Origin of the sequence: Streptomyces tagetis (assembly GCF_018069565.1) — a bacterium.
GTDB lineage: Bacteria > Actinomycetota > Actinomycetes > Streptomycetales > Streptomycetaceae > Streptomyces > Streptomyces tagetis.
In genome coordinates, this window is the sequence record NZ_JAGPNL010000008.1 from 215,418 (window position 1) to 242,372 (window position 26,955).

Consider the following 26,955-nt stretch of genomic DNA (forward strand, 5'->3'; position numbering starts at 1 on the left):
CGTGTTGCCGGGCCGGGCGGGGGCGGCGACAGTGGGGCCACGGTCGAGCGCGGGAGGTCGGATGGGCGGCAGACCGCTGATCGGCGTCAGCACCTACCTGGAGCCGGGTGTGCGCTGGGGCGTGTGGGAGCTGGAGGCGGCGCTGCTGCCCGCCGGGTACCCGCGGCTGGTCCGGCGGGCCGGCGGAATCGCCGCGATGCTGCCGCCGGACGATCCGGAGCACGCCGCGGCCACCGTCGCCCGCCTCGACGCCCTGGTCGTCGCGGGCGGGCCGGACGTCGACCCTGCCCGTTATGGTGCCGCGCCCGGCCCGCGCACCGGTCCGCCCGCCCGTGCCCGCGACGCCTGGGAACTCGCCCTCGTCCGGGCGGCCCTGGAGGCGTACGTCCCCCTGCTGGGCGTCTGCCGGGGGATGCACCTGCTCAACGTCGCCCTGGGCGGCACCCTCGTCCAGCACATCGAGGGCCACGCGGACGTCGTGGGCGTCTTCGGCGGCCACCCGGTGACCCCCGTGCCGGGGACGCGGTACGCGGGGATCGTGCCGGAGGAGATGTCCGTACCGACGTACCACCACCAGGCGGTGGACCGGCTCGGCGTGGGGCTCGTCGCGTCGGCGTACGCGGCGGACGGCACCGTGGAGGCGGTGGAGCCGGCGGCCGGGGGCGGAGGCTGGGTGCTGGGCGTGCAGTGGCATCCGGAGATGGGCGAGGACACCCGGGTCATGCGGGCCCTGGTGGACGCGGCCCGGCGGACCCGGCGCCCCGCTCCCCCGGCACCGACGGACGCCCTGGCCTGACCCGCACCCGCACCCGCCACGGCCGCGCGCCGCGCCCCACCCCTCCGCACCCGCCCCGGAGGTCACCGCCCCGGACGTCACCGCACCGGACGGTCACTGCACCCGCCCCGGCGGGAGCCGGGTGAGGGAGAGCAGGCGGCGGGCCGGGCCCGTCGGGCGGTGGCCGGTCGGCCACACCGCGCGCAGGTCGCGGGCGAGCGTGACGTCGGCCATCGGGACGCTGACCAGGCGCCGGGTGGCCAGCTCCTCGCCGACGGCGAGTTCGCTGAGGACGGCCGGTCCGGCGCCGCCGACGGCCGCCGCCTTGACGGCGGTGGTGGACGACAGCTCGATCAGGGGGCGGGCCAGGCCGCCCAGGGCCGCGTCCAGCACCTGCCGGGTGCCCGAGCCCTTCTCGCGCAGGATCAGCGGCGTCGAGGCCAGCTCCGCGGCGGCCAGCGGCCGGCGGCGCCGGGCCCAGGGGTGGCGCGGCGCGGTGACCACGATCAGCCGGTCGTGGGCGATGACGGTGGAGTCCAGGCCCGGCGGCACGCTCACCCCCTCCACGAAGCCGAGGTCGGCCTCGCCGGTCAGCAGGCGCTGTGCCACGGCCGCCGAGTTCCCGGCGAGCAGCGACACCGCCGTGTCGGGCAACTGGGTGCGCAGCGCCACCAGCCAGCCCGGCAGCAGGTACTCCGCGATGGTCATGCTCGCGGCCACCCGCAGCCGCGAGTCCCGGCGGTCCCGCAGCGCCTGCGCGCCCGCGTCGAATGCCTCCGCCGCCTCCACGACCTGCCGCGACCAGTCCGTGACGAGGACCCCGGCGTCGGTCAGCCGGGAGCCGCGGGGAGAGCGGTCCACCAGGGCGACGCCCAGTTGCCGTTCCATGGAGCGGATGCGGCTGCTCGCGGCGGGCTGGGTGATGCCCAGCTCCCGGGCGGCGCCGCCGAGGCTGCCGAGCCGCGCCACGGCGAGCAGCAGTTCCATCGCCCCCAGATCCGGCACCCGGTGCGCCAGGGACCCGGCGGTGTGCGGCCCCGGTTCGCCCTGTTCCTCCCTCTTGCTCATAACCCCAGCTTATGCCCTCATAGCAACGTGATCCCTGGTCGGGGCGGGCCTTCGCGGAGACCGTGGAACCATGGTCACCGCAGCACAGACGCTCCCGCCCGGCACCGCCCCTCCCCTCCGCGCGGCGGCCGTCCGCCACCTCGGCCCGAACTGGTACGCCTCCGTCATGGGCACCGCCGTCGTCGGCACCGCGGGCGCCGGGCTCCCCTGGGACGTCCCCGGGCTGCGCACGGTCTGCGCGGCGGTCTGGGCGCTGTCCCTGGTGATGCTGGTGGTGCTGCTGGCCGCCCGGACGCTGCACTGGCGCCACCACCGCGACCAGGCCCGCGCCCATCTGCTCGACCCGGCGGCGGCCCCGTTCTACGGATGTCTGTCGATGGCCCTGCTGGCCGTCGGCGGCGGCGCGGTCACCGTCGGCAGGGACTGGACGGGCGAGCGGGCGGCCGTCGCCCTGGACGTGGTGCTGTTCACCGCCGGTACGGTGATCGGGCTGGCAGCGGCCGTCGCCGTGCCGTACCTGATGGGCGCGCGCCACCGGATCGAGCCGGGCCAGGCCACGCCGGTGTGGCTGCTGCCGCTCGTCGCGCCGATGGTGTCGGCGGCGCTGGGCCCGCTGCTCGTGCCCCACCTGCCCCCGGGGCAGCCGCGCGAGACGCTGCTGCTCGCCTGTGTCGGGATGTTCGGGCTGAGCCTGCTGGCGACGCTGGTGATGCTGCCGGTGATCTTCGGCCGGCTGCTCACCGGCGGGCCGCTGCCGCTCGCGCTCACCCCGACGCTGTTCCTGGTCCTCGGCCCGCTCGGGCAGTCCACGACGGCCGTCGGCAAGTTCGCGGAGACGGCCCCCGGGACCGTGTCGGAGCCGTACGCGCAGGGCTTCGGCGTCCTGGCCGTGCTCTACGGGGTGCCGGTGATGGGCTTCGCCCTGATGTGGCTGGCGCTGGCCGGCGCGCACGTCGTCCGGGCCCGCCGGCGGGGCATGGGCTTCTCGATGACCTGGTGGGCGTTCACCTTCCCGGTGGGCACCTGCGTCACCGGCGCCGAGGCGCTGGCCCGGCACACCGGACTCGCCGTCTACGAGGGGCTGACCGCCCTGCTCTACGCGCTGCTCGTCACCGCGTGGGTGCTCGCCGCCGCGCACACCGCGCGGGGCCTGTTCACGGGCTCCCTGCTCGCGCCGCCCCGCCCGGCACCGGCCCCCGCCGTCTGACACCCGGCCGCCGTTCCCCGGAAAAACCCCCGGAAAACCCCCGGCAAGACCCCGGAAAGACGGCGGAAAGACCCCGGGAGGACCCCGGGAAGACCGAGGGAAGACCGCACGAGACCGCACGAAACCGCCGGAGACCGCGCCCGAACCGAGACCCGCCGCAGGCCACCCCGCGCGAGGAACGGCGACCGCGCCCGCGCCGGACACCCCGGGAGCCGGTCAGCGCCCGCCCGGACGGTCCCGTACCGCCTCGATGTGCTCGGCGACCGCGACGACGACCACCCGGGTGTCCGGCACCGTCGCCCGCCAGCGGTGGCGGACGCCTCCGGTGAGGTACAGGGTGTCGCCGCGCCCGAGCCGGTAGGCCCGACCCTCGGCCTCGATCTCCACCGCGCCCTCGGCGACGTACATCAACTGGTCGTTGCGGTATTGCAGTTCGCGGCCCGCGTCGTGGTCGCCGGTGAACTCGGAGGCGTGCATCTGGTGGTGTCCGCGCACCAGGGAGCGCACCCGGGGCGCGAACTCCGGGTCGGGGTCCTCGGCGCGGACCACGTCCACGCTGCACGCGGGGTCGGCGGCGGCGAGCAGTTCGACCGCGGTGGTGCGCAGGGCGTCGGCCAGTTTCTCCAGGGAGTTCTGGCTGGGCCGCGCCCGGTCGTTCTCGACCTGGCTCAGGAAGGGCACGGACAGTCCGCTGCGGGCGGACACCACGGCGAGGGTGAGGTCGAGCGCGCGGCGCCGCCGGCGCACAGCCGCGCCCACCCGAAGGGGCTGGTCCTTGTGATCGCCCATCGCTCCGGCTCCCTCCTCCGCGTGTCCCGTGAACCCGGTTTCCCGGTGTCTTCCGCGCCGCTCACCCGGCGCGGCCCCCCATGATGACTTCTCTGCACCCTACGCATGTTCGGCAAACCGTTTCACGCGGCCGTCGCGACGGCGTCACGGTCCGGTGGCGACGACCTCACGGTTCCCGCCAGGCCGCGGGGCCTCCGGCCGCCGTGCGGGGCCCTCACCCGTTCAAGGCGCGACGGCCCCCGCGTGTTCCCGTCAGGGCCGCGGACCGGGGCACGGAGGTGCGCGGAGGGCGCCGTAGCGCTCCGTGGTTGTCCGGATTCCGCCGTGCGCCCCCGGACACGCCCCGAGGGGCGGACCCCGCGCGCGGCGGGGTCCGCCCCTCGGGGACGGACGGTGTCTTCCGGTCGCTCCGCGCTACCGCGGGGTCATCCGGCCGACCATGTCCGGGTGGTCCTTCAGCCAGGCGGTGACCGCGTCGGCCTCGTGGCCCTGGCCGTGCTTCTTGATCACGCTCTCCAGGCTGCCCAGCTCGTCCTCGCTCATCCGGAAGTTCTTGATCCACTCGGTGAGCTGCGGGTACTGCTCGGGGAACTTCTTGTTGGCGACGGTGCGGATGGTGTTGCCCTCGCCGAAGAGCTTCTTGTCGTCCTTGAGCTTGGTCAGCTCGTACTCGCTGTACGCCCAGTGGGGCGACCACAGGACGACCGCGACCGGCTTCTTCTTGGCGTAGGAGCGCTTCAGCTCGGCGAGCATCGCCGGCGTGGAGCCGTCGACGACCTTGTACTCCTTGTCCAGTCCGTAACCGGGCAGGACCTTGTTGTGGAGCAGGCTCATCTGGCCGGTGCCGGCCTCGATGCCGATGATCTTGCCGTCGAAGAGGTCGGCCTTGCCCTTGAGGTCCTCCAGGGACGTGACGTCCTTCACGTACGAGGGGACGGCCACCTCCAGCGACGTGGGCTCGTACCAGGTGCCCAGGTCGGTGAGGTTGTCCTTGCTCTTCTCCCAGTAGTTCTTCTGGGCGTGCGGCAGCCAGGCGTCGAAGTTGAGGTCCAGGTCGCCGCCGGCCAGGCCGGTGTAGACCGGGCCGACCTCCATCTGCTTGAGGTTCAGCTTGTAGCCGCGCTGCTCCAGGACGTTCTTCCACAGGTGGGTGACGGCGATGCACTCGTCCCAGGGGAACCAGGCGACGTTCAGCGGTCGCTTGGCCTCGGCCGGGGCGGCGGCGGGCTCCGCGGCGATCGGCGCGAGCTTCTCGACCAGGCCCGGGTGGTCCTTCAGCCAGGTGCGCACGGCGTCCTGCTGGCCGCCCTTGCCGGCCTGGTTGATCTCGGCCTCCAGGCTGGTGAGCTGCTCCTCGGTCATCGAGAAGTTCTTCAGCCAGCCGCCGACGACCGGGTCGTCGTCCGCGAAGCCCTGGCGGGCGACCGTGTGGACGCCGTCGCCCTCGCCCCAGACGCCCTTGGGGTCCTCCAGCTTCTTCAGGTCGTAGTCGCTGTAGGCCCAGTGCGGCGACCACAGGGTGACGAGGACCGGCTCCTGCTTGGCGTAGGCGCGCTTCAGCTCGGCCAGCATGGCGGGCGTGGAGCTGTCGACGACGCGGTACTCCTTGTCGATGCCGTACTCGCCCATGACCTGGTTCTTCAGCAGGCTCATGATGCCGGCGCTGGATTCGATGCCGGTGATCCGGCCGCCGAAGAGGTCGGCCTTGCCCTTGAGGTCGTCGAGGGAGTCGATGTCCTTCATGTACGCCGGGACGGCCAGTTCGAGGCTGGTCTCGTCGTACCAGGCGCCGAAGTCCTCCAGGCGGTCGCCGTACTTCTTCCAGTACTGCTCGTGGGTGGTCGGCAGCCAGGCGTCGGTCTGGAAGTCGACGGTGCCCTGGGCGAGGGAGGTGTAGAGCGGTCCGGCCTCGAACTGCTTGGCCTCGACCTCGTAGCCGCGCTGCTCCAGGATCTCCTTCCACAGGAAGGTGGAGGCGACGCCCTCGTCCCACGGGATGTAGCCGATGGTGATCTTCTTGCCCTGGCCGACGTTCTTGTCGCCGGCCACGGCGGCGGAACCGCCGTTGCTGCCGAAGACGCCCATGCCTCCCGCCACCAGGGCGAGGGCCACGACGCCGATGACGGCGACCGCGGGACGGGGCCGGTAGGACCAGATCTTGAGGCCCTGGAGGCTGCGGGCCCTCGCGGCGGCGCGGCGGCCGAGCGGGGAGACCTGGGTGCCCAGGGCGTTGGTCATGCGGTCGAGGTAGATCGCCAGGATCACGATGGCGACGCCGGCCTCGGAGCCGAGCCCCACGTTGAGCTGGCCGATGGCCTCGTTGACGTCGCCGCCGAGGCCGCCGGTGCCGACCATGCCCGCGATGGCGGCCATCGACAGGCCGAGCATGATGACCTGGTTGACGCCCGCCATCACCGTGGGCAGGGCCAGCGGGAGCTGGACGCGCAGCAGGGTGTTGCGGGGCGTGGTGCCGAACGCCTCGGCCGCCTCGACCAGGTCCTTGTCGACCTGGCGGATGCCCAGCTCGGTCATGCGCACACCGGGGGCGAGCGCGAAGATCAGGGTGGCGACGATGCCCGCGGAGGCGCCGGTCCCGAAGAACAGGATCGCCGGGATGAGGTAGATCATCGCGGGCAGCGTCTGCATGAAGTCCAGCACCGGCCGGACCACTCCGCTGACCCGGTCGGAGCGCGCGGCCCAGATGCCGACGGGTACGGAGACGACCAGCGCGATGATGGTGGCGACCAGCACGAGGGCCAGGGTCACCATCGCGTTCTCCCACAGGTCCATCGAGTGGATGAACGCGAACCCGAGGAAGGTGAGCACGCCGGCGACGGTGCCGCGCAGCCAGAAGGCGATCACCGCGAAGATGCCGATGAGCAGCAGCGGCTCGGGCGCCTGGAGGACGGCGTTGATGCCCTCGTAGGTGCCCGTGAAGACGGCCTTGAAGAAGTCGAAGAGCCAGGCGACGTGGTGCAGGAGCCAGTCGACGGCGTCGTTGACCCAGGTGCCGAGCGGAATCCTAGGCACGGGTCATCACCTTCTCGCTGCCCGCGTCACCGGGGGCGTCGCAGGCGACGGTGTCGCCGTCCTCCTCGCCGAGGAAGCCGATCAGGCGCCGCGCCGGGACCACGCCGACCATCCGGCCGTCGTCGTCGAGCACCGACACGGGGTGCGGCACGCGGGCGCTGATCGCGCACAGCTCGGTGAACGGGGTGGCGGGCCGTGCGGTCTCGCAACGGCACTGCGGCTCGCCGCCGCTGACGTCGGTGTCCATGACGGCACCCGCGGTGAGCACGCGGGAGCGGTCGACGTCCTGGATGAAGGAGGCGACGTAGTCGTTGGCGGGGCGTATGAGGATGTCCTGCGCGGTGCCGATCTGCACGATGCGGCCGTCCCGCATGACCGCGATGCGGTCGCCCAGGCGCATGGCCTCGTTGAGGTCATGGGTGATGAACACGATCGTCTTCTTCAGGCTCTTCTGCAACTCGATGAGCTGGTCCTGCATATCGCGGCGGATCAGCGGGTCGAGGGCGCTGAAGGACTCGTCCATCAGCAGGAGGTCGGCGTCGGTGGCGAGGGCGCGGGCCAGGCCGACACGCTGCTGCATGCCGCCGGACAGCTCGTCGGGCCAGGACTTCTCCCAGCCGGCCAGGCCACACAGGGCGAGCGCCTCGTCGGCGCGGCGCTCGCGCTCGGCGCGGGGCACGCCCTGCACTTCCAGTCCGTAGCCGGCGTTGTCGCGGACGCTGCGGTGCGGGAAGAGCGCGAAGTGCTGGAAGACCATGCTGATCTTCCGGGAGCGGACCTCGCGCAGTCCTTGGTCACCGAGTTCGGTGAGGTCCTGGCCACCGAAGCGGACGTGCCCGGCGGTCGGCTCCAGCAGACCGTTGAGCATGCGCAGCAGCGTGGACTTGCCGGACCCGGACAGCCCCATGACCACGAAGATCTCGCCGGGCTCCACGGTGAAGGAGGCGTCGATGACGGCGGCCGTGGCGCCGTCCGACCGTAGTTCCTCCCGGTCGGCGCCCTGGCGCAGTCGTTCGACTGCCTGGTCCGGTCGTCTGCCGAACACCTTGTACAGATGTTCGGCTTCTAGCCTTGCTGACACGCTTACCTCTTGGCTCGGGGGCAGGGACACGGGTTCCGAAGCCTCGCTAACTGTTGAACGGCTAAACCAGCTCCGACCCGGCTGCGCGCCTGCCCTGAACCCTTTCGGCCAAACTCAAGAGTGAGCCACTTCACACGGCGTCCACGTCGTCCACGTTTCGCCCACGGGGTCTGCGGCATGATGCGACGCGTGACCGCTCGACTGATGCTCCTCGACACCGCCTCCCTCTACTTCCGCGCCTACTTCGGTGTGCCGGACTCCGTGAAGGCCCCGGACGGCACGCCGGTCAACGCCGTGCGCGGACTGCTCGACTTCATCGACCGGCTGGTCAAGGACCACCGGCCCGACGCGCTGGTGGCCTGTATGGACGCCGACTGGCGGCCGCACTGGCGGGTGGAGCTGATCCCCTCCTACAAGGCGCACCGCGTCGCCGCCGAGCACGCGCAGGGACCCGACACCGAGGAGGTGCCCGACACGCTCTCGCCGCAGGTCCCGGTGATCGAGGCCGTCCTCGACGCGGTCGGCATCGCCCGGGTCGGCGTGGCCGGATACGAGGCGGACGACGTCATCGGCACCTACACCGCGCACGCGACGGGCCCGGTCGACATCGTCACCGGCGACCGTGACCTCTACCAGCTCGTCGACGACGCCCGCGGGGTGCGCGTGCTGTACCCGGTCAAGGGCGTCGGCACGCTCCAGATGACGGACGAGGCGTTCCTGCGCGAGAAGTACGGCGTCGACGGGCCCGGCTACGCCGATCTGGCGCTGCTGCGCGGCGACCCGAGCGACGGGCTGCCGGGCGTGCCGGGGATCGGCGAGAAGACGGCCGCCAGACTGCTGGCCGACTTCGGCGACCTGGCCGGGATCATGGCCGCCGCCGAGGACCCGAAGGCCCGGCTCACGCCCGCGCAGCGGCGGCGGCTGACGGAGGCCGCGCCCTACCTCGCCGTGGCCCCGAAGGTGGTCCGGGTCGCCGGGGACGTCCCGCTGCCGGACGTGCCCACCGAGCTGCCGCGCACCCCGCGCGACCCGGAGCTGCTGGACGCGCTGGCGGCCCGCTGGGGGCTGGGCGGCTCGCTGCGACGGCTGCTGGAGACGCTCGCCGCCTGAGCGGTACGGGCGGGCAAACAATGCTTGCGCCGGGCCGGCGCCGGACGGCCGTAGTCTGCGCGCAACGGCGGGGGCCGTCCGGTATGGGGTGCTCCGGGAGGCCGGGATGCTAACTTAGGTATACCTAACTCAGGCAACAGGGAGGCCGTCATGGCAGACCGTCCGGGCCGCAGGCCGCGCACTCCGCACACCGCGCGGGTCGTCCGCACCGAGCGACTGACCCCCCTCATGCAGCGCGTGGTGCTCGCCGGTGAGGAGCTTGCCGGGCTGTCGGCGGACACCTGCACCGACCACTACGTGAAGCTGCTCTTCGCCCCCGGCGGGGTCACCTACCCCGAACCCTTCGACCTGGAGCGGATCAGGGAGGAGTTCCCCCGCGAGAAATGGCCGGTGACGCGGACGTACACGGTGCGCCACTGGGACGCCGAGAGCCGCGAGATGACCCTCGACTTCGTCATCCACGGCGACGCGGGGCTGGCCGGGCCCTGGGCGAAGCACGTCCGTCCGGGTGAGATCGTCCGCTTCCTCGGCCCCGGCGGCGCCTACGCGCCCGACGCCGACGCCGACTGGCACCTGCTCGCCGGTGACGAGAGCGCGCTGCCCGCGATCGCCCGTTCCCTGGAGGCGCTGCCGGCCGGGGCCCGCGCCTTCGCGTTCGTCGAGGTCGAGGGGCCCGAGGAGGAGCAGAAGATCGACTCCGAGGTGGAGGTCGTCTGGCTGCACCGCGCCGGCCGGCCGGTGGGCCAGGCCCTGGTCGAGGCCGTGCGCGCCCTGGAGTTCCCGGCGGGCCGGGTGCACGCCTTCGTGCACGGCGAGGCCGGCTGCGTGAAGGAGCTGCGCCGGTTCCTCAGGGTGGAGCGCGAGATCGCGCGCGAGGACCTGTCGATCTCCGGGTACTGGCGGCTCGGCCACAACGAGGACGGCTGGCAGGCGTCGAAGCAGGAGTGGAACGCCCGCGTGGAGGCCGAGCAGGAGAGCGCCCGCGCCGCCTAGGCCGCGTCCCGCCCTCGCGCGGGCGCCGCGGCGGCCTGGGGCCTCGTACGCTGGCACCCCATGAGACGACGCACCCCTCCCCCGCCCTCGCCCCTGCCGCAGCGCGACGGGGTGGACGCGGTGCGGGTCCGGCTGCCCGCGGCCGGGGCGTGGCCGACGGTCGGCGCGTACCTGGTGGAGCGGCTCTCCGGGGCGGGCCCCGGCGTGGTCGCGGCGATGCTCGCCGAGGGGCGGGTGGTCGGGGCGGACGGGCGGGCCGTCGGGGCGGACACCCCGTACCGGGCCGGGCTGTACGTGTGGTTCCACCGCGACCTGGCGCCGGAGGTGCCGGTGCCGTTCGCGGTGGAGGTCGTGTACCACGACGAGCACATCGTCGTCGCCGACAAACCGCACTTCCTGGCCACCACCCCGCGCGGCGGCCACGTCACGCAGACCGCCCTCGCCCGGCTGCGCCGGGAACTGGGGCTGCCGGCGCTCGGCGCGGCGCACCGCCTGGACCGGCTCACCGCCGGACTGGTGCTGTTCACCGTCCGCCCCGAGGAGCGCGGCGCGTACCAGACGCTCTTCCGCGACCGGCTGGTCCACAAGGAGTACGAGGCGGTCGCCCCCTACGATCCCGCGCTCGCCCTGCCGCGCACGGTGCGGAGCCGGATCGTCAAGGAGCGGGGCGTTCCGGCCGCCCGCGAGGTGCCCGGCGAACCGAACGCCGTGACCCGTGTCGGCCTGCTCGCGCACCGCGAGGAGCCGGCCACCGGGGCGGTGCTGGGCCGGTACCGGCTGCTGCCCGGCACCGGGCAGACGCATCAACTGCGCGTGCACCTGAGCGCGCTCGGCGTGCCGATCCTCGGCGACCCGCTCTATCCCGAGGTGACCGCCCCCGTGCCGCCCGGCGATTTCCGGCGCCCGCTGCAACTGCTCGCGCGGGAGCTGGGGTTCACCGATCCGGTCACGGGCCGCGAGCACCTCTTCCGCAGCGCCCGCTCCCTCACGTCCTGGTCGGCGTACGGGCGGTGGGCCGCTTCCGCCGCCGCGGGCGTCGGTCAGTAGCCGCGCCACCAGAGCTGGAGACGCTGCCAGGCGCCCGGCGGGTGGTGGCCTTCTCCCGGCGCCCTCGGCGCCCTCGGCTCTCCCGACTCCCCCGGTTCCCCCGCCCCGGGCGCCGGTCCGGCGGGGACCGCGGCGAGCGCGGGCTCGGGTTCCGGGGCCGGTCCGGGCGCCGGGGTCTCCGCCTCGGGGCAGGCCGGCCGGGAGCCGACCTGCCAGCCGGTGCGCTGCTGCGGGACCGGGGTGTGGCTCGGCTGCTGCGTCACGGCCTGCGGCGGCCGGGGCCCGAAGTACACCGGCAGCTCCACCAGGTGCCGGGAGGCGATCGAGGACCGCCAGCGCAGCTCCTCCTCGTCGCAGTCGAGCTGGATGTCCGGCAGCCGCATCAGCAGCGCGTCCACCCCGCAGTCGGCGATGGCCCGCCCGATGTCCTGGCCGGGGCACTCGTGCGGCCCGGCGCCGAAGGCGAGGTGGGAGCGGTTGCCCTGCATCCCGGCGGCCGGGTCGGGGCGGATGCGCGGGTCGACGTTGCCCGGGGCGATGCCGAGGAGCAGTCCGTCGCCCTTGCGGATGCGCCGGCCGCCCAGCTCCGTGTCCTGCTTGGCGAAGTAGGCGAGGACCGTGCTGAAGGGCGGCTCGTCCCACAGGGACTGCTCGACCGCCTCGGGCACGGTCATCTGACCCCCGCTGAGCTGGGCACGGAACCCGGGGTCGGTGAGGACGACGCGCAGGACGTTGCCGATGAGGTTGACGGTGGCCTCGTAGGCGGCGAGCAGCACCACGCGCAGGTGCTCGCGGACCTCGTCGTCGCTGAGCCCGGCCGGGTGGGTGACGAGGCGGCTGGCGATGTCGTCCTCGGGCCGGGCGCGGCGCCGGGCGGTGAGCCTGCCGAGGGCCGCCATGACGAAGGCGTGGCTGTCGATGGCGGTCTCGGTGCCCTTGAGCGTGTCGCGGGCGGCCTCCACCATGCGGTCGCCGTACTCGTTCGGCATGCCGAGGAGTTCGCACATGACGCCCATGGGGAGGTGTTCGGCGAACTCGGCGACGAGGTCGGCGCGGCCCTCCTCGCAGAACCGGTTGACGAGCCGCTGGGTGTGCCGGGTGATGTGCCGGCGCAGGCTGCGGTAGTCGATGGGGGCCATGGCGGAGGTGACGGCGCCGCGCAGCCGCTGGTGCTCGGTGCCCTCGGCGTGGGAGCAGACGGGCTGCCAGGCGATGTGCGGCATGAGCGGGTGGTCGGGCTTGACCAGACCGTCCCGGAGCGGCGACCAGATGCGGCTGTCGCGGCAGAACAGCGCGGGCGTGCTGATCATGTGCAGGTTCTCGGCGTGGCCGAGCACCACCCACATCGGCACGTCGTCGTGGAGGAGGACGGGGGCCACCGGGCCGTGTTCGCGCCGGAGCCGTTCGTAGAGCGCCTCCAGGTCGTCCGCCTCGGCGAGCCGGCCGGGGCCGCCCGCCGCGAGGCCGTGCGCGGGGCAGCCGGGCGGTGGCCCGGTGGGGTCGTCCGGTCCGGTCGGGAAGGGGCGTTCAGGCGTCACGGTGTCGCTCCGGGCGGGGGAAGGGGGTGTCGGGGTGGCGGCGGGCGGCTCAGGCGAGCGCGCCCTTGGCGGCGAGGGAGTGCAGGAAGCGCGTGAGGGTCAGCAGGACGTCGCGGCTGGAGGCCCGGCGGCGTACGTCGCAGTCGACGATGGGGATCTCCTCGGGCAGGTCGAGCGCGGCACGCAGGTCCGCCACCGGGTGCCGGGGGGCGTCGGGGAAGGAGTTGACGGCCACGACGAAGGGCACGCCGCGTTCCTCCAGCCGTCCCATGACGTCGAAGCTGACCTCCAGCCGGCGGGTGTCGACCAGCACCACGGCGCCGAGCGCGCCTTCGAAGAGGCCGTTCCACAGGAACCAGAACCGCTCCTGGCCGGGGGTGCCGAAGAGGTACAGCACCAGTTCGTCGGTGATGCTGATGCGGCCGAAGTCCATGGCGACCGTGGTGGCGGTCTTGGAGGCGGAGCCGTAGTCGTCGTCGACGCCGATGCCGGCCTGGGTCATGGTCTCCTCGGTGGTCAGCGGTCTGATCTCGCTGACCGAACCGACCATGGTCGTCTTCCCGACGCCGAACCCGCCCACGATGACGATCTTCACGGCGGCCTCCGCGGTGTGCGGCAGCCGGTCCTCCGTCCGTGGGCCCGGGAGGGTGTCAGAGCTTTTGCAGTCCATGCATCACCGCTTCGAGGAGGTTTCGGTCGGCGACCGTCTGACGGACGATCGGCGCGCGGGCCTGCACCAGTCCGGCCGCGAGCAGGTCGGTGAGGAGCGCGGTCACCACGCTGAACGGCAGGCGCAGGTAGGCCGACAGCTCGGCGACGGACAGCGGCGCGGCGCACAGCCGCAGCAGCGCCGCCTGTTCGGGCGTGGCGGAGGCCGGCGGGTCGGCGCGGGCCACGATGAGGGTGACCAGGTCGAGGGCGGCGCGTTCGCCGTCCGCGTCGCCGCCGATGACGAAGAGCCGCTCGGGGTTCTGGGTCTCGCCCTCCTTGCGCGCCGCCTCGCCCGCGTCCGGCGGGTCGGGCTGCCGGGAGGTCCGCCGCCGGCGCTGCGGAGCCGTCATACGGGCTGCCCGTTGCGGCGGGCGGGACTGGTCAGGTGGGGGCCGATGCGGGCGACCAGGTCGGCCATGCGGTTGCTCATGCGGCCGGGTTCGCAGCGGACGTCGGAGAGCACCGCCAGATAGGCGTTGGGACCGGCGGCCATCAGGTAGAAGTAGCCCCCGTTGATCTCGATGATGACGAGTTTCATCCGGCCGTCGCTGGTGGGGATCTCGTGGGCGACGGCGGCGGCCAGGCTCTGCAGGCCCGCGCAGGCGGCGGCGACCCGGTCGGCGGCGTCCGGGTCGCCGGAGTAGCGGGCGATGCGCAGGCCGTCGGCGGAGAGCACCACGATCATCTCGATGCCCGGGACTCCGTCGTAGAGATCCTTGAGCATCCAGTCGAACTTGCCTTGCTGCTCGATCACTTGAGGTTCCCCTCGTCGTCGGCCGGAGCGTGGGCCGGCTCGTTGGCGGTCTGCTGCGAGTACAGGTCCGGGTGGCCCTTGAGGCCCTCCCAGAAGGCTTCGACCCACTGGCCGGGCGGCGGTTCCTCGGCCGGCGGCGGCTGCGGCGCGGGCACGAGGGGGGCGCCGGAGCGGGCGTGGGCGGCGGCCTCGCGGGCCTCGCGCTCGGCGTCCTCCCGTTCGTGGGCGGCCTGTTCGGCGAGGCGCCGGCTGAGCGGCATCTTGACCCGGCTGCGCCGCTGCGGCAGTCCGCCGGCGGTCCACTCGGTGACCTCGGGGACGTCGTCCTGGAACGCGGTGGCGGGGACCCTGGGGCTGGTGGGGCGGCGCTTCTTGGGCCGGCGCTTGGGGCCCTCCAGGGCGTCGGGGCCGGGGTGCGGGATCGAGGTGGCGCCGATGCCGTGGGCGAGTCCGACGCCGGGCTCGGTGGTCATCATGGCGCCGGGCACGATGAGGATGGCGCGCACCCCGCCGTAGGCGGAGGCCCGCAGGGAGACCTCCATGTCGTACGCGGTGCACAGGCGGCCGACGACGGCGAGGCCGAGGCGGGGGTGGACGCTGAGGTCCTGGAGGTCGGTGCCGCGCTTGGCGCGTTCCAGCATGCCTTCGATACGGGCGCGGGACTCCTCGCTGAGGCTGACCCCGGCGTCCTCGATCTCGATGCAGACGCCGCTCTGCACCTCGGTCGCGGTGACGTGCACCTTGGAGTGCGGCGGCGAGTAGCGGGTGGCGTTGTCGAGGAGTTCCGCGGCGGCGTGGATGACCGGCTCGACGGCGGTGCCCTTGATGTTGACCTTGGCGATGGAGGCCAGGTTGATGCGGCGGTATTCGAGGATGCGGGACATGGCGCCGCGCAGCACGCTGTAGAGGGCGACGGGCCGGGGCCACTGGCGGCCGGGGCGCCCGCCGCCGAGGACCGAGATGGAGTCGGCGAGGCGGCCGATCAGGGCGGTGCCGTGGTCGAGGCGGAGCAGGTCGTCGAAGACCTCGGGGTTGCGCCCGTGGTCCTCCTCCATCTCGCGCAGTTCCTTGTTCTGCTGGTGGACGATGGCCTGGACGCGGCGGGCGATGTCGACGAAGGAGCGTTCGGCGGACTCGCGCATGGAGTCCGTGTGGTCGACGATGTCGCAGATCATGCCGATCAGCCGGCGCTGGGGCTCGCCCAGGTCGGCGTAGGACGGGTCGAGTTCGGCGAGGTGGAGCAGGACCTCGCGCGGGGTGTTCCCCCGGCGCATGTAGGTCAGCGCCGCGGGGATGATCTCGCCGCCGAGGCGGTCCATCTCCTCGGTGTGGGCGGCGATCCGCCGTTGCAGGAGGGCCGTGCGGCGGGCGTGTTCGGCACGCTGGGCGCGCAGGGCGCCGCCCCGGCGCACCGCCACGGCCGCCACCGTGAGAATCAGGGCGGTGGCGACGGCTCCGCACCAGCCGACCGCGGCCCTGGCCGGCTGGGCCACCAGGGCGACGGCGGTGCCGGTCACCGCGGCCATCAGCAGCGCGGGCGGCAACAGGACGTACGCCTGGGGAAGTTCACGGCGACCTGGAGGGGAATCGACACTCACCATGTAGGCCCTCTGGAATGGGTTCGGCGGGGAATGGGGGAGCTTGCGGCGGGGTAGGACGGGAGCTGTCGGGACCTTGGGCGCGAAAGGAACAAACGCGCGAATCCATCTCAACTCGGTGCGCTGCGGGCGAGCTTAGTCCGGGCGGAACAGGGTCGTGTCATATTCGGCAAGCCCCTGAAAGAGCGACGGCACCGGAGTAGTCTCGGGCCTATTTGCACACTGGGACACCATTCGAACACGATGAGTGACAGTGCGGCGCCGTACGAATACGCCTCACCGGAACAGGTGAGGACGCGGGTCCGCGTCCCGACGCTCCGGCAGGAGCGACGCGCACCCCACGGGCGTCACGGGGGTCGAGGAACATCCGTGTCAGATCGCGCGCCAAGCCTTCTCAGCGTTGACTGGCGCCTTGACCTGGGGTGATTGCGTGCCGGAGCCTTCGCGGGCCGCTGTTGTCGATCTGCGGAGAGTTGTCGTGACGGTCGCGCACGGCCGCGCTGTCGGCCGCACCCCGGCGCTCGGCGATGCCGACGCGCTGACGTACGGGCTGCTCTCGCACGTCCACCAGACGTGCCTGCGGCTCGCGACGTACCGGGCGGCGGGACTGGTCGAGCAACGCCGGTCGGGCCGGGCGGCGGGTGAGGCGGGCGGGGCCGGGGACCGGGGAGTGCCCGGAACGGGCCAGGGCAGCACTCACGTGCGATCAGGCCGAGGAGGGCGCATCCGCCTGTCGTCTACCGGGCTTTCGTATGGGCGCGGATCTGTTCGGCCAGCCGCGCGAGTTCGGCCACCGTCGCGTGCGAGGCGTCGCTGAGTCCGCTGTGTACGGCCGTCGGACTTCGCAGGAAGCGCCGCAGCGTGGCCACGAGCAGCCCTTCCGGCAGGGTCCGCAGCGCGGCGAACCCGCGAGGGACCGGCGGCGCCGGCAGGGCGGCCAGGTTCCGCCGCATGAGGCGGAGCATGCCGCGGACCGCGTCCGGATCGTCGGCCAGCGCCACCGGGCCGCCCGCCGCGCGCACCGCCTGCCCGAGCGGCACCTCGAACGCGGCGTGCGTCTTGAGCCAGGCGTCCATCCTCGGCTCGGCCTTGGCGTTGATCCCGGCGGTCCGCAACGTCCGCACGATCCGTTCGAGTCGCGGGGTGGTCCGGCCGTCCGGTTCGCCGATCGGCATCGCGATCCGGCGGGTCATGAAGCCGGGCGCGCGGTAGCGGACCACGTCGCCGTCCATCGTGCCGCCGGCCATGCCGAAGCCGAGCAGCACCCGCTCGGGGCCGATCACCGCGCCCAGCGGCTCCGGGCCGGCCGCCCAGTTGAGCAGGAACAGCACGTCGCCTTCGAGACCAGCGAGCGACTCCAGCACCGCGTCCACCTGATGGGTGCGGACGAAGACCGCGGTCAGGTCGTACCCGCCGGCCGGGTGCTCGACCACCGGCACCGGTACCCGCCTGACGGCCGGGCTGTCCGCCTCGGCGAGCTGCACGCCGTGCCGGCGCAGGGCGGCCAGGCGCTCGCCCCGGGCGAGGAGCGCGACGTCCTGCCCGGCCTCATGCAGGCGGGCAGCGAACAGGCTGCCGAGAACTCCGGCGCCGTAGACGAGCAGCTTCATGGCAACCCTCTTCGTCCGTTGATTTCAGTCATACGTTCGTTTGAATCAAACGTCTGTAGTGTACGCAGGCATGGCGCCACCTGACACCCGCACCCAGATCCTCGACGCGGCGGAACGCCTCTTCGCCGAGCGCGGTTACCGCGGCACCTCGGTCCGCGCGATCACCGACCTCGCCGGAGCCAACCTGGCCGCCGTCGGGTATCACTTCGGCTCGAAGGCGGAACTCCTGGCCGCGGTCGCCCGCCGCGTGATCGAGCCCATCAACGCCGCGCAGTGCGCCGGGCTCGACCGCCTGCTCGCCCGGACCCCGGACCCGGCGGTCACCGAACTGGTGGAGGCGTTCGCGGGACCGCTGTTCGACGAGATGCCGGCCGGTGACGAGGGCGGTGCCCGGACGTCCCGGCTGATCGTGACGATCCTCAGCGACCCGGCCGAGGAGGTGCGCGGTTGGACCGGTCCGGCCGAGGACACGGTCCGTGAGCGCTACCTGGCGGCCTTCGGGCGCGCACTGCCCGGCCTTTCCCCGGAGGAGCTGCGGTTCCGGATGCGGGGGATGCTCGCCGTGACGGCAGTGGACCGCGTCGAGGTCTACCAGCAGCACTCCCCGGCCTGCCTGTCCCCGGCGGCGGGCGAGGCAGCCCGGCACTGGGCGATCACGTTCCTGACGGCAGCGATGAGCGCACCACCGACGGGGACCTGACAACCCGGGACGGCCCCCGACACACCAGGGCGGGACACACCACGGCCCGGACACGCCACGGCCCGGCGGGAGGCGGACCGTCCGGATCGTCCGGACCACCGCGCCCCGCCGGGCCGTCGTGCGCCGTGCGTCGTGCGCCGTGCGCCGTGCGCCGTGGTGGGCTAGCCCACCGAGGAGTAGGCGACCACCCCGCGCAGCAGCGCGTCGACCGCCTTGCGTGCCGTCTTCGGGACCGTCGAGCCCCCACCGGGCGCGGCGGCGGCGATCTGGCCGAGCACGTCGATGACCTGCTTGCACCAGCGCACGAAGTCGCCGGCCGGCATCTCCGCCTCCCGCAGCACCTCGTCGAGGCCCTTGCCGGAGCACCACATGTAGGCGGCCCAGGCGAAGCCGAGGTCGGGCTCGCGCTGGCCCACGCCCTCGGTCTGGCTGATCCGGAACTCCTCCTCCAGCGCGTCGAGCCGGCCCCAGATGCGGACCGTCTCGCCGAGCGCGGCCTTGGCCTGGCCGGAGGGCAGCTTCGGTGCCATGGCGTCGTCGGCGGCGCGGGACTCGTAGACCAGCGCCGAGACGCAGGCGGCCAGGTCGGCGGGGCCCAGACCCTCCCAGACGCCGGCGCGCAGGCACTCGCTGGCCAGCAGGTCGAGTTCGCCGTAGAGCCGGGCGAGCCGCTTGCCGTGCTCGGTGACCTCGTCGTCGCGCAGGTAGTCCAGCTCGGTCAGGAGCGCCACGATCCGGTCGAAGGTGCGGGCGATGGTGTTGGTCCGCCCGTCGATCCGGCGCTCCAGTTGCGAGGTGTCGCGCATCAGCCGGTGGTAGCGCTCGGCCCAGCGGGCGTGGTCCTCGCGGTCGTCGCAGCCGTGGCAGGGGTGCGCCCGGATCTCCTTGCGCAGCCGGGCGATCTGCCGGTCGTCGGCCGCCTGGGAGCGCTTCTTGCGGTGCCGTTCGGCGTCGATGTGCCCGGCCTTGGTGCGCAGCGCCGAGGCGAGGTCGCGGCGGGACTGCGGGGAGCGCGGGTTGAAGGACTTCGGGATGCGCATCCGCTCCAGCGCCTCCACGGGCACCGGGAAGTCCATCGCCGCCAGCCGCTTGACCTGCCGTTCGGCGGTGAGCACCAGGGGGCGCGGACCGTCGTGGTGGTCGAAGCCCCGGTGGCCGTTGGACCGCCCGGCGGGCAGGCCGGGGTCCAGCACCAGGGCGAGGCCCGCGTACTTGCCGGTGGGGACGTGGATGACGTCGCCCGGCTTCAGCCGCTCCAGCGCCACCGCGGCCTCGGCCCGCCGCTGGGCGGCGCCCTGACGGACCAGCTCGGTCTCACGGTCCTTCAGCTCGCGGCGCAGCCGGGCGTACTCCTCGAAGTCGCCGAGGTGGCAGGTCATGGAGTCCCGGTACCCCTCCAGGCCCTCCTCGTTGCGCTGCACCTGGCGGGAGATGCCGACGACCGACTTGTCCGCCTGGAACTGGGCGAAGGAGGTCTCCAGCAGCTCGCGCGAGCGGTGCCGGCCGAACTGCTCGACCAGGTTGACCGCCATGTTGTACGACGGCTTGAAGCTGGAGCGCAGCGGGTACGTGCGCGTGCCGGCCAGTCCGGCGAGGTGCTCGGGGCTCATGGCGCGCTGCCAGAGCACCACGGCGTGGCCCTCGACGTCGATGCCGCGCCGGCCGGCCCGGCCAGTGAGCTGGGTGTACTCGCCGGGCGTGATGTCGGCGTGCTGTTCGCCGTTCCACTTGACGAGCTTCTCCAGGACCACCGAGCGGGCGGGCATGTTGATGCCGAGGGCGAGGGTCTCGGTGGCGAAGACGGCCTTGACCAGTCCGCGGACGAACAGCTCCTCGACGACCTCCTTGAAGGTCGGCAGCATGCCCGCGTGGTGCGCGGCGATGCCCCGCTCCAGGCCCTCCAGCCACTCGTAGTACCCGAGGACGTGCAGGTCCTCGGCGGGGATGGAGGCGGTGCGCTCCTCGACGAGGGCGCGCACCCGCTCGCGTGCCTCGTCGTCGTTGAGCCGGAGCCCGGCGTAGAGGCACTGCTGGACGGCGGCCTCGCAGCCGGCCCGGCTGAAGATGAAGGTGATCGCGGGGAGCAGCCCCTCGGAGTCCAGCCGTTCGATGACCTCGGGCCGGCTCGGCGTCCAGATCCGGGCGCGCTGGCGGCGCTCGCGCTCCCGGTCGGCCTCCCGCATCGACCGCCCGCGCCGGCGGTCCTGGTACGAGGGGCGGCTCGCCTCCATCCGCGCCATGCGGGTGAGGTCCGGGTTGACGGCCCGTTTGCGGCCCTCGCCCTCCTCGAACAGGTCGTACATCCGCCGCCCGGCCAGGACGTGCTGGAACAGCGGCACCGGCCGGTGCTCGGAGACGATCACCTGGGTGTCGCCGCGCACGGTGTCGAGCCAGTCGCCGAACTCCTCGGCGTTCGACACGGTCGCCGACAGGGAGACCAGGGTCACCGACTCGGGGAGGTGGATGATCACCTCTTCCCAGACGGCGCCGCGGAAGCGGTCGGAGAGGTAGTGCACCTCGTCCATGACGACGTACCCGAGGCCGAGGAGGGTCTGCGAGCCCGCGTAGAGCATGTTCCGCAGGACCTCGGTGGTCATCACGACCACCGGGGCGTCGGAGTTCACGCTGTTGTCGCCGGTGAGCAGCCCGACCCGGTCCGCTCCGTAGCGGCGGCACAGGTCGGCGTACTTCTGGTTCGACAGCGCCTTGATGGGCGTCGTGTAGAAGCACTTGCGGCCCTGCTGGAGGGCGAGGTGAACGGCGAACTCGCCGACGATCGTCTTGCCGGAGCCGGTGGGCGCGGCCACCAGGACGCCCTTGCCCGCCTCCAGGGCCTGGCATGCCTCGATCTGGAACGGGTCGAGGCCGAAGTCGTACATCTCGCGGAAGGAGGCGAGCGCGGTGGCCTGCTCGGCGGCGCGTGTGCGGGCTGCCGCGTACCGCTCGGCCGGGGAGAGATCCTCTGTCATCGTGCTTTCGAGCGTACCGGGCCGCACTGACAACAGGACGATCATTATCGGGATCGGTCCCCGGGCCGCCCGTGACCGGGCGGTGAGGCGGGCGCCCGGACCCGGGCCGCGGGGGCGGCCGGGGTCCGGGCGTGGCGTCAGGTCACGTCGTCGTAGCCGTTGACCCGGTCCGTCGTGGCCTGCTCGGGCAGGGCGCGGGAGGTGGTCACGGCCTCGGCCTCGCCGATGTCCTCGGGGGTGAGGTCCAGCTCGGACGCCTCGTCGTCGGCGGGGCCCTCGGCCTCGCGCCGGCGCTTGCGCCTGTCGTTCATCAGGGCGAAGCCCGTGGCCAGGAAGTACAGCAGGACGATCGGCGTCGCGAGCGACAGCATCGAGATCGGGTCGACCGTGGGCGTGGCGAAGGCCGCGAAGATCGTGACACCCATGATCATGCCGCGCCACCAGCCGAGCATCCGGCGCCCGGAGACCATCCCGGTGAGGTTCAGCATCACCAGCAGCAGCGGCAGCTCGAAGGAGAGGCCGAAGACGATCACCATGCGGGTGACCAGGTTCAGCAGATCGTCCAGGGGGAGCAGGTTGACCGCGCCGACGGGGGTGAACTCGATCAGGACGCTGGCCGCCGCGGGGAGCACGTGGTACGAGAAGAACGCGCCCGCCAGGAAGAGGGGGAAACCGGCCGCGACGAACGCCACCGAGTAACGCTTCTCGTGCTTGTGCAGGCCGGGTGCGATGAAGGCCCAGAGCTGGTAGAGCCAGACGGGGCAGGCGATGACGACGCCGGCGGTCAGCGCCACCTTGATCATCAGCGTGAAGGGACCCAGCAGACCCTCGACCGTGATGTTGCCGCAGGCGCCTTCCTCCTGCTGGGCCAGGTCCATGAACGACTTGGAACATCCCACCGAGCGCTGGATGGGCTCGGTGAGCAGATCGATGATCTCCCGGTAGAAGAAGGCGGCCAGGACCGCGCCGACCACAATGGCCAGGACGGCCTTCGCGAGCCGGTTGCGGAGCTCACGGAGGTGTTCCGCGAGGGGCATCCGTCCCTCGGGGTCCCTCTCCTTGTTGCGGGCAGGCTTAGGCAACCCACGTTCCCATCTCGTACGGCGGGCCGGAGGTCACCGGCCCCGCGTCAGCGCTTGGTGGTGTCCGTCGGCTCGGCGACCGGCCGGGAGCTGGTCACGTCGCCGGGGGCCGCCTGGATCGTGCGCTGCGCCGCCGCCTGCTCGGTGTCCGGCTGCTCGGCCGGGGCGGTCGACTTGTTCTCGTCCTTCATCGCCTTGGCCTCGCTCTTGAGGATGCGGGCGGACTTGCCGAGGGAGCGCGCCATGTCGGGGAGCTTCTTCGCGCCGAACAGCAGGATGACGACGACGAGGATGAGAATGATCTCGGGAGCGCCGAGCTTTCCGGGCATAAGTCTCTACCTTCTCACCGAGGCGGCTGGGTGGGGGTGCTGTCCGACCGCCCGAACACGTGTCCCGGTCGGTGGTGCGGTGCAGCGATCGTAACGCCCGGGGGTGAACGTCAGGCAATCCCCGTGCGCACTTCCGTCGGCGGGCCGGGCCTCGTTCTCCGGCCACGACGAGCAGCGTACCCGCCGGGTGACGCCGGATGACAGGGCACGGCCCGTGAGCCGGGGGCCCCAGGGGGTTCCCGCCGGGAGGGCGCCCGGCGCCGTGGCGGGGTTCACAGGGCATCGGCGGAGCGGGCGGCGCTGCGCGCGGCACTGCCGGCGGCGCGTTCCAGGTCGGCGGCGGCGCGGTCGATACGGCGGGCCGATTCGGCCACCTGCGAGCCCAGCCGCCTCGCCTCGACGAAGACCCGTGTCGCGCAGACGGCGAGGACGGTGAGACCCAGGAAACCCATGGCAACGGCGAACATCGGCCAGAACATGCGGCCGAGCCTAGACGGTGCCGGCGGCCACCCGCCCCTCACCCGCGTCGACAACGCCGAGGGTCAGGACAGCTAGACGGTGGGGTGGAGCCGGAGCGTGCGGACGCCGCCGTCGACGAGCAGTTCCACGATCCGCTCCCCGGCCGGTTTGCGGACGGTGGCCTCGCACTCGGGGCAGGTGAACGAGTAGAAGGTGGTGGTGCTGGTGGCGCCGATGGCCAGGCGCAGGGCGCTCGCGGCCAGTTCGAAGCGGCCCCGGCAGTCGGGGCAGCCCGCCTTGAACACCACCGGGGAGACGCGCCGCATGCCGGCGAACGCGGTCTCCGCCGTCATGCCCGGCGCCCCGGACGTCACCGATTCGCTCACCGTGTCCGCTCCCGCCTGTCGTGCGCTCCGCCGCCGCCGCCGTCGTCCGGCCCGTCCCGCTCCGGCCGCTCCGCCGGGGACGTCCCGGCGCCGACCGGCCCGGGTGAGCCGCCGGTGCCCGTACCGCCGTCGCCGCCGGTCCCGTCGGCCCCTGGGGCTCCATCGGCCCCGTGGGTCCCGTCGGCCCCGTGCGTCCCACCGGCCCCGTCGTACGCCGCCAGTGCCTCGCGGGCGGCCCGCCGGGCGCTGTCGGCCAGTTCGGCCGGGGAGACGATCCGGCCGTCCCGCCCGAGCCGCAGCGCGAGCCGCCGCAGCGAGGCCGGGTCGGGGGTGCGCAGGGTGATCCGCAGCCCACCGTCGTCGAGTTCCTCGGCGCTGTCGTGCGGATAGTACTCGGCGACCCAGCGTCCGCCGGGACCGACCTCCACCACGACCTCGGGGTCCTCGGCGGCCGGCTGCACCAGCGCCTCGGAGAGGTCCCGCAGCTCCACCTCGGGGGGCGCGGACGGCTCGTCCAGCACCTTGATCTCGGCGACCCGGTCGAGGCGGAAGGTCCGCCGGGCCTCGGAGCGGCGGCACCACGCCTCGACGTAGGTGTGCCCGACGCTGACCAGCCGGATCGGGTCGATCTCGCGCTCGGTGAGTTCGTCACGGGCCGGCGAGTAGTAGCGGACCCACAGCCGCCGGCGCTCGGAGATGGCCCGGTCCACGTCGGCGAAGACGCCACCCTCGGACTCGAAGGTGACGGAGAGCCGCGAGCTGGCGCCGGCCGCCTCGCCGGCCGAGGTCTCCACCTTGGCGGTGGCCCGCAGCAGCGCCTGCCGGTCGCCCTCGCGCAGCCCCGGCAGGGTGGCGACGGCGCGGGCGGCCACCAGCAGCGCGGTGGCCTCGTCGGCGGCGAGCCGCAGCGGCTCGGCGGCGTCCGCGCCGAGGGCGGCGGGGTTGTGCCACCAGATGCGCTCGCCGTCGGTGTCGATGTCGAGGAGGTCGCCGCCGCGGAAGCTGGTGCCGCACATGGGCAGCACGTCGAGGTCGGAGACCAGCTCGTCCTCGGTGATGCCGAAGGCGCGCGCCACGTCCTCGATGCGGGCGCCGGGGCGCTCGCGCAGATACGTCACCAGGGACAGCATCCGCCGGGTCTGGTCGATGGCGTTCGCGGGCCTGACCGGTTTGCCTGCCACAGTGTTGTCCGCTCCCCCTCAGCCCTTGGCCACGGCGCGCAGCCGTTCCACCACGTCGGCCCGCAGCTCCGCCGGCTCCAGGACCACCACGTCCGGCCCGAACTCCACGAGCCAGGCGTCCAGCCCGTGTCCGTACGGGATCTCCAGTTCGTCCCAGCCCTCACCGGCCTCCCGCACCTTCGTGGCGCGGGAGCGCAGCGGGTATCCCGCGCCGGTGCGCAGCCGGATCAGGGCAGTGCGGTCGGCCCTCTCCCCGGCCCAGCTCGCGACCGTCTCGCGGACGGTGACGACGTCGGGCACGGGCGCGGTGAACCGGCCCCCGCGCGCGCGGACCCGGCCGGTGATCCGGGAGAGCCGGAAGACCCGCTCGGCACCGCGGTCGCGGTCGAAGCCGGCCAGGTACCAGTGGCCGCGCCAGCACTCCAGTGCCCAGGGCTCGACGTTGCGGGGCTCGGGCTGGGCGGCGCTGGCCTTGCGGTAGTCGAAGACGACCGGGCGGCGGTCGCGGCAGGCCAGCATCAGCGGCTCGAAGGCGGCCTCGTGCACCGGGATGCGCGGCTCCAGCGCGCCGTGCGCCTCGTACGGGTCGACGTCCTCGGGGAGTCCGGCAGCGCGCAGCTTCTGGAGCGCGCCGCTCGCGGCACCGGCCAGCCGGGCCTGCTGCCACACCTTGGCGGCCAGGCCCAGGGCGGCGGCCTCCTCGGCGTCGAGGGTGATGGGCGGCAGGCGGTTGCTGTCGCGGCGGGCGAGGTAGCCGATCTCGCCGTCCAGGTTCTCGACGGTCTCGATCACCAGGCCGAGTTCCCGCAGGTCCTCCTTGTCCCGCTCGAACATGCGGTTGAAGGAGTCGTCGGTGCCCGCTTCGAGGTATGCCTCGATGGACTCCCGCAGCTCGCGTTTGCTCAGCGGCCTGCGGGTACCGAGCAGGCACAGCGCCAGGTTCATCAGCCGCTCGGCCTTGGCAATGGCCATCGACGCCCTTCTCCCTATGGTGCTTACGACGGATGACCGTACCGTCCCGTGGTGGCGGGACAAAAGCCGAGGCCCATGCCGAGCAGGCATGGGCCCCGGATGATCGGCTCCGGTCAGACTCCGAGCAGATCGACCACGAAGATCAGCGTCTCGCCGGGCTTGATCGCCGGGGTCGGGCTCTGGTTGCCGTAGGCGAGGTGGGCGGGGATGGTGAGCTGGCGGCGCCCGCCCACCTTCATGCCCTGCACGCCCTGGTCCCAGCCCTTGATGACGCGCCCGCCGCCGAGCGGGAAGCGGAACGGCGTTCCGCGGTTCCAGCTCGCGTCGAACTCCTCGCCGGTGCTGAAGGCGACACCCACGTAGTGGACGGTGACCGTCTGGCCCGCCTGGGCGACCTCGCCGTCACCCTCCCAGATGTCCTTGATCTCCAGCTCCGCCGGGGGTTCGCCGCCGGGGAAGTCGATCTCGGGCTTCTCGATGCTCATGCTCGTTGCTCCTCGTTGCGTGATCTTGCGTCGGCAACAGTTTCACAGACGTCCGGGTCAGGCCGCGCCCAGGATGTCCACCACGAAGACCAGCGTGTTCTTGGCCAGCTCGCTGTCGGGGCTCGCGCCGTAGCCGAGGGAGGGCGGGATCACCAGCAGCACGCGGTCGCCGACGTTCTTGCCGACCAGGCCCTGGTCCCAGCCGGCCACGACGGAGCCGGTGCCGATCTGGAAGGCGGTGGCGCCGCCGTGGTCCCAGGAGGAGTCGAACTTCTCGCCGTCCTCCCACTTGACGCCGGTGTACTGGGCGATGAGTGCCTGGCCGGCCTCGACCTTCGGGCCGTCGCCCTTGACGAGGACCTGCTCCTGAAGCTCCTTGGGGGCCTTGACGCCCTTGGGGATGGTGATCTCCGCCGCCTTCTGCGGCACGGCCTTCACCTCGGGCATGCCCGTGCCGGTGGCGGCCTGGTCGCCCTTGACCTCGCCCTTGGCGTCGACGGAGTCGGCGCCGACCGGGTCGATCACCCAGACGAGTACGTCCTTCTCGCCGATGCCGGAGGCGGTGTTCAGGTTCTCGCCGATCAGGTCGCCGGCGGTGCCCTGCACGAGGAGGCGGCTGCCGGCCTTCTTGCCCTTCACCGCGTCGAGGACCTTGTCCGGGAGCTGCTGGCTCGGCTTGCCGACCTGCTCGACCGACTGGCGCCGGGGCGTCTTGGCGTCCTCCTGGGCCATGGCCCAGGTGCCGCCCAGCTCCTGGTCGTCGCCCCACTTCTCGACGGTCCAGTCCAGCCGGACGAAGTCGGAGTCCTTGATGGCGTCCCCGCTGCCCTCCGAGACCGTCTTGACGACGGTCTCCTTGGACGGCTCGGTGTCCTTGGGCACGGAGATGCCGGGCTTCTCCCCCGCCTTCCCCTCGACCCGGGCGACGCCGTTCGCCGAGTCCCCGTCGTCGCCGGAAGAACCGCAGGCGGCGGCGAACAGCAGGGCGGGTGCGGCCAGCAGCGCGGCGGCGCGTCGTTTCATGGTGTGGTTCATCAGTCCAACTGGGGATCGGGGGTGGGGGGCAGTGCCCGCCACTCTA

The 26,955-nt window shown here is 72.9% G+C and carries 25 protein-coding genes; 6 read left to right on the top strand and 19 right to left on the bottom strand.

The annotated features are described in order from the left end of the window. Positions 1-61 precede the first annotated feature (61 nt). Positions 62-796 (top strand): gamma-glutamyl-gamma-aminobutyrate hydrolase family protein, encoded by a 735-nt coding sequence (locus J5Y05_RS25345; RefSeq protein ID WP_210875386.1) that lies wholly within the window; start codon positions 62-64, stop codon positions 794-796. Between the two features lie 93 nt (positions 797-889). On the opposite strand, the gene J5Y05_RS25350 is transcribed toward J5Y05_RS25345, so the two are convergent. Further along, on the bottom strand, positions 890-1,843 hold the full coding sequence (locus J5Y05_RS25350) for a LysR family transcriptional regulator (protein ID WP_210875387.1): 954 nt from the start codon (positions 1,841-1,843) through the stop codon (positions 890-892). A 70-nt stretch (positions 1,844-1,913) separates the two neighbouring features. Between J5Y05_RS25350 and J5Y05_RS25355 the strand changes: the two genes are divergently transcribed. Further along, positions 1,914-3,050, top strand: coding sequence for a TDT family transporter (locus tag J5Y05_RS25355; protein ID WP_210875388.1), 1,137 nt, complete (start codon positions 1,914-1,916; stop codon positions 3,048-3,050). 216 nt (positions 3,051-3,266) lie between these two features. On the opposite strand, the gene J5Y05_RS25360 is transcribed toward J5Y05_RS25355, so the two are convergent. The 3 genes from J5Y05_RS25360 to J5Y05_RS25370 all read right to left on the bottom strand — a co-directional run bounded on the left by J5Y05_RS25360 (position 3,267) and on the right by J5Y05_RS25370 (position 7,950). After that, on the bottom strand, positions 3,267-3,839 hold the full coding sequence (locus tag J5Y05_RS25360) for a helix-turn-helix domain-containing protein (RefSeq protein WP_210875389.1): 573 nt from the start codon (positions 3,837-3,839) through the stop codon (positions 3,267-3,269). A 414-nt stretch (positions 3,840-4,253) separates the two neighbouring features. Then, the gene (locus J5Y05_RS25365) at positions 4,254-6,869 is read right to left on the bottom strand and encodes an ABC transporter permease/substrate binding protein (protein WP_210875390.1); all 2,616 of its coding nucleotides are present in this window, start codon (positions 6,867-6,869) and stop codon (positions 4,254-4,256) included. Next, positions 6,862-7,950, bottom strand: a complete 1,089-nt coding sequence (locus J5Y05_RS25370) for a quaternary amine ABC transporter ATP-binding protein (RefSeq protein ID WP_210875391.1) — start codon at positions 7,948-7,950, stop codon at positions 6,862-6,864. The genes J5Y05_RS25365 and J5Y05_RS25370 overlap by 8 nt, the downstream gene beginning before the upstream one ends. Positions 7,951-8,154: 204 nt before the next feature. Here J5Y05_RS25370 and J5Y05_RS25375 point away from each other — a divergent pair, with 204 nt between their 5' ends. The 3 genes from J5Y05_RS25375 to J5Y05_RS25385 all read left to right on the top strand — a co-directional run bounded on the left by J5Y05_RS25375 (position 8,155) and on the right by J5Y05_RS25385 (position 11,100). Then, a complete protein-coding gene (locus J5Y05_RS25375; RefSeq protein WP_210875541.1) occupies positions 8,155-9,060 on the top strand; it encodes a 5'-3' exonuclease in 906 nt (301 codons plus the stop codon). A gap of 150 nt (positions 9,061-9,210) precedes the next feature. Continuing rightward, positions 9,211-10,053, top strand: coding sequence for a siderophore-interacting protein (locus J5Y05_RS25380; protein WP_210875392.1), 843 nt, complete (start codon positions 9,211-9,213; stop codon positions 10,051-10,053). Positions 10,054-10,113: 60 nt separating this feature from the next. After that, entirely contained in the window at positions 10,114-11,100 is a 987-nt protein-coding gene (locus J5Y05_RS25385; protein WP_210875393.1) for an RluA family pseudouridine synthase, read from the top strand. Here J5Y05_RS25385 and J5Y05_RS25390 read toward each other — a convergent pair. The 6 genes from J5Y05_RS25390 to J5Y05_RS25415 form a co-directional block, all read right to left on the bottom strand. Beyond that, positions 11,094-12,638: a cytochrome P450 gene (locus J5Y05_RS25390; RefSeq protein ID WP_210875394.1), complete on the bottom strand. Its 1,545-nt coding sequence runs from the start codon at positions 12,636-12,638 to the stop codon at positions 11,094-11,096. The genes J5Y05_RS25385 and J5Y05_RS25390 overlap by 7 nt on opposite strands. Positions 12,639-12,687: 49 nt before the next feature. Then, positions 12,688-13,308, bottom strand: a complete 621-nt coding sequence (locus J5Y05_RS25395; protein ID WP_210875395.1) for a GTP-binding protein — start codon at positions 13,306-13,308, stop codon at positions 12,688-12,690. Continuing rightward, the gene (locus tag J5Y05_RS25400) at positions 13,289-13,699 is read right to left on the bottom strand and encodes a DUF742 domain-containing protein (RefSeq protein ID WP_210875396.1); all 411 of its coding nucleotides are present in this window, start codon (positions 13,697-13,699) and stop codon (positions 13,289-13,291) included. The genes J5Y05_RS25395 and J5Y05_RS25400 overlap by 20 nt, the downstream gene beginning before the upstream one ends. After that, on the bottom strand, positions 13,696-14,073 hold the full coding sequence (locus J5Y05_RS25405; RefSeq protein ID WP_247615336.1) for a roadblock/LC7 domain-containing protein: 378 nt from the start codon (positions 14,071-14,073) through the stop codon (positions 13,696-13,698). The genes J5Y05_RS25400 and J5Y05_RS25405 overlap by 4 nt, the downstream gene beginning before the upstream one ends. A gap of 26 nt (positions 14,074-14,099) precedes the next feature. Next, positions 14,100-15,704: a sensor histidine kinase gene (locus J5Y05_RS25410; protein ID WP_210875398.1), complete on the bottom strand. Its 1,605-nt coding sequence runs from the start codon at positions 15,702-15,704 to the stop codon at positions 14,100-14,102. 734 nt (positions 15,705-16,438) lie between these two features. Beyond that, positions 16,439-17,311, bottom strand: a complete 873-nt coding sequence (locus tag J5Y05_RS25415) for a ketopantoate reductase family protein (protein WP_210875399.1) — start codon at positions 17,309-17,311, stop codon at positions 16,439-16,441. Positions 17,312-17,381: 70 nt separating this feature from the next. Here J5Y05_RS25415 and J5Y05_RS25420 point away from each other — a divergent pair, with 70 nt between their 5' ends. Beyond that, positions 17,382-18,011: a TetR/AcrR family transcriptional regulator gene (locus J5Y05_RS25420; RefSeq protein WP_210875400.1), complete on the top strand. Its 630-nt coding sequence runs from the start codon at positions 17,382-17,384 to the stop codon at positions 18,009-18,011. A 161-nt stretch (positions 18,012-18,172) separates the two neighbouring features. Here J5Y05_RS25420 and J5Y05_RS25425 read toward each other — a convergent pair whose 3' ends face one another. The 9 genes from J5Y05_RS25425 to J5Y05_RS25465 all read right to left on the bottom strand — a co-directional run bounded on the left by J5Y05_RS25425 (position 18,173) and on the right by J5Y05_RS25465 (position 26,909). Continuing rightward, a complete protein-coding gene (locus tag J5Y05_RS25425; protein ID WP_210875401.1) occupies positions 18,173-21,025 on the bottom strand; it encodes a DEAD/DEAH box helicase in 2,853 nt (950 codons plus the stop codon). Between the two features lie 92 nt (positions 21,026-21,117). Further along, positions 21,118-22,062, bottom strand: coding sequence for a twin-arginine translocase subunit TatC (gene tatC, locus J5Y05_RS25430; RefSeq protein ID WP_210875402.1), 945 nt, complete (start codon positions 22,060-22,062; stop codon positions 21,118-21,120). Positions 22,063-22,109: 47 nt separating this feature from the next. Continuing rightward, complete coding sequence (gene tatA / locus J5Y05_RS25435) at positions 22,110-22,391, bottom strand: Sec-independent protein translocase subunit TatA (RefSeq protein ID WP_210875403.1); 282 nt, start codon at positions 22,389-22,391, stop codon at positions 22,110-22,112. A 272-nt stretch (positions 22,392-22,663) separates the two neighbouring features. After that, positions 22,664-22,870 carry a hypothetical protein gene (locus tag J5Y05_RS25440; RefSeq protein ID WP_210875404.1) on the bottom strand — a complete coding sequence of 69 codons (207 nt, stop codon included), beginning with the start codon at positions 22,868-22,870 and terminating at the stop codon, positions 22,664-22,666. A gap of 72 nt (positions 22,871-22,942) precedes the next feature. Beyond that, entirely contained in the window at positions 22,943-23,236 is a 294-nt protein-coding gene (locus tag J5Y05_RS25445) for a hypothetical protein (RefSeq protein ID WP_210875405.1), read from the bottom strand. Next, a complete protein-coding gene (locus J5Y05_RS25450; protein ID WP_307854087.1) occupies positions 23,233-24,417 on the bottom strand; it encodes a helix-turn-helix transcriptional regulator in 1,185 nt (394 codons plus the stop codon). The genes J5Y05_RS25445 and J5Y05_RS25450 overlap by 4 nt, the downstream gene beginning before the upstream one ends. Before the next feature lie 18 nt (positions 24,418-24,435). Then, positions 24,436-25,389: a helix-turn-helix transcriptional regulator gene (locus J5Y05_RS25455; RefSeq protein WP_210875406.1), complete on the bottom strand. Its 954-nt coding sequence runs from the start codon at positions 25,387-25,389 to the stop codon at positions 24,436-24,438. A gap of 113 nt (positions 25,390-25,502) precedes the next feature. Continuing rightward, entirely contained in the window at positions 25,503-25,874 is a 372-nt protein-coding gene (locus J5Y05_RS25460) for an FKBP-type peptidyl-prolyl cis-trans isomerase (protein ID WP_210875407.1), read from the bottom strand. Between the two features lie 57 nt (positions 25,875-25,931). Beyond that, positions 25,932-26,909 (bottom strand): FKBP-type peptidyl-prolyl cis-trans isomerase, encoded by a 978-nt coding sequence (locus tag J5Y05_RS25465; RefSeq protein WP_210875408.1) that lies wholly within the window; start codon positions 26,907-26,909, stop codon positions 25,932-25,934. Positions 26,910-26,955: the final 46 nt, after the last annotated feature.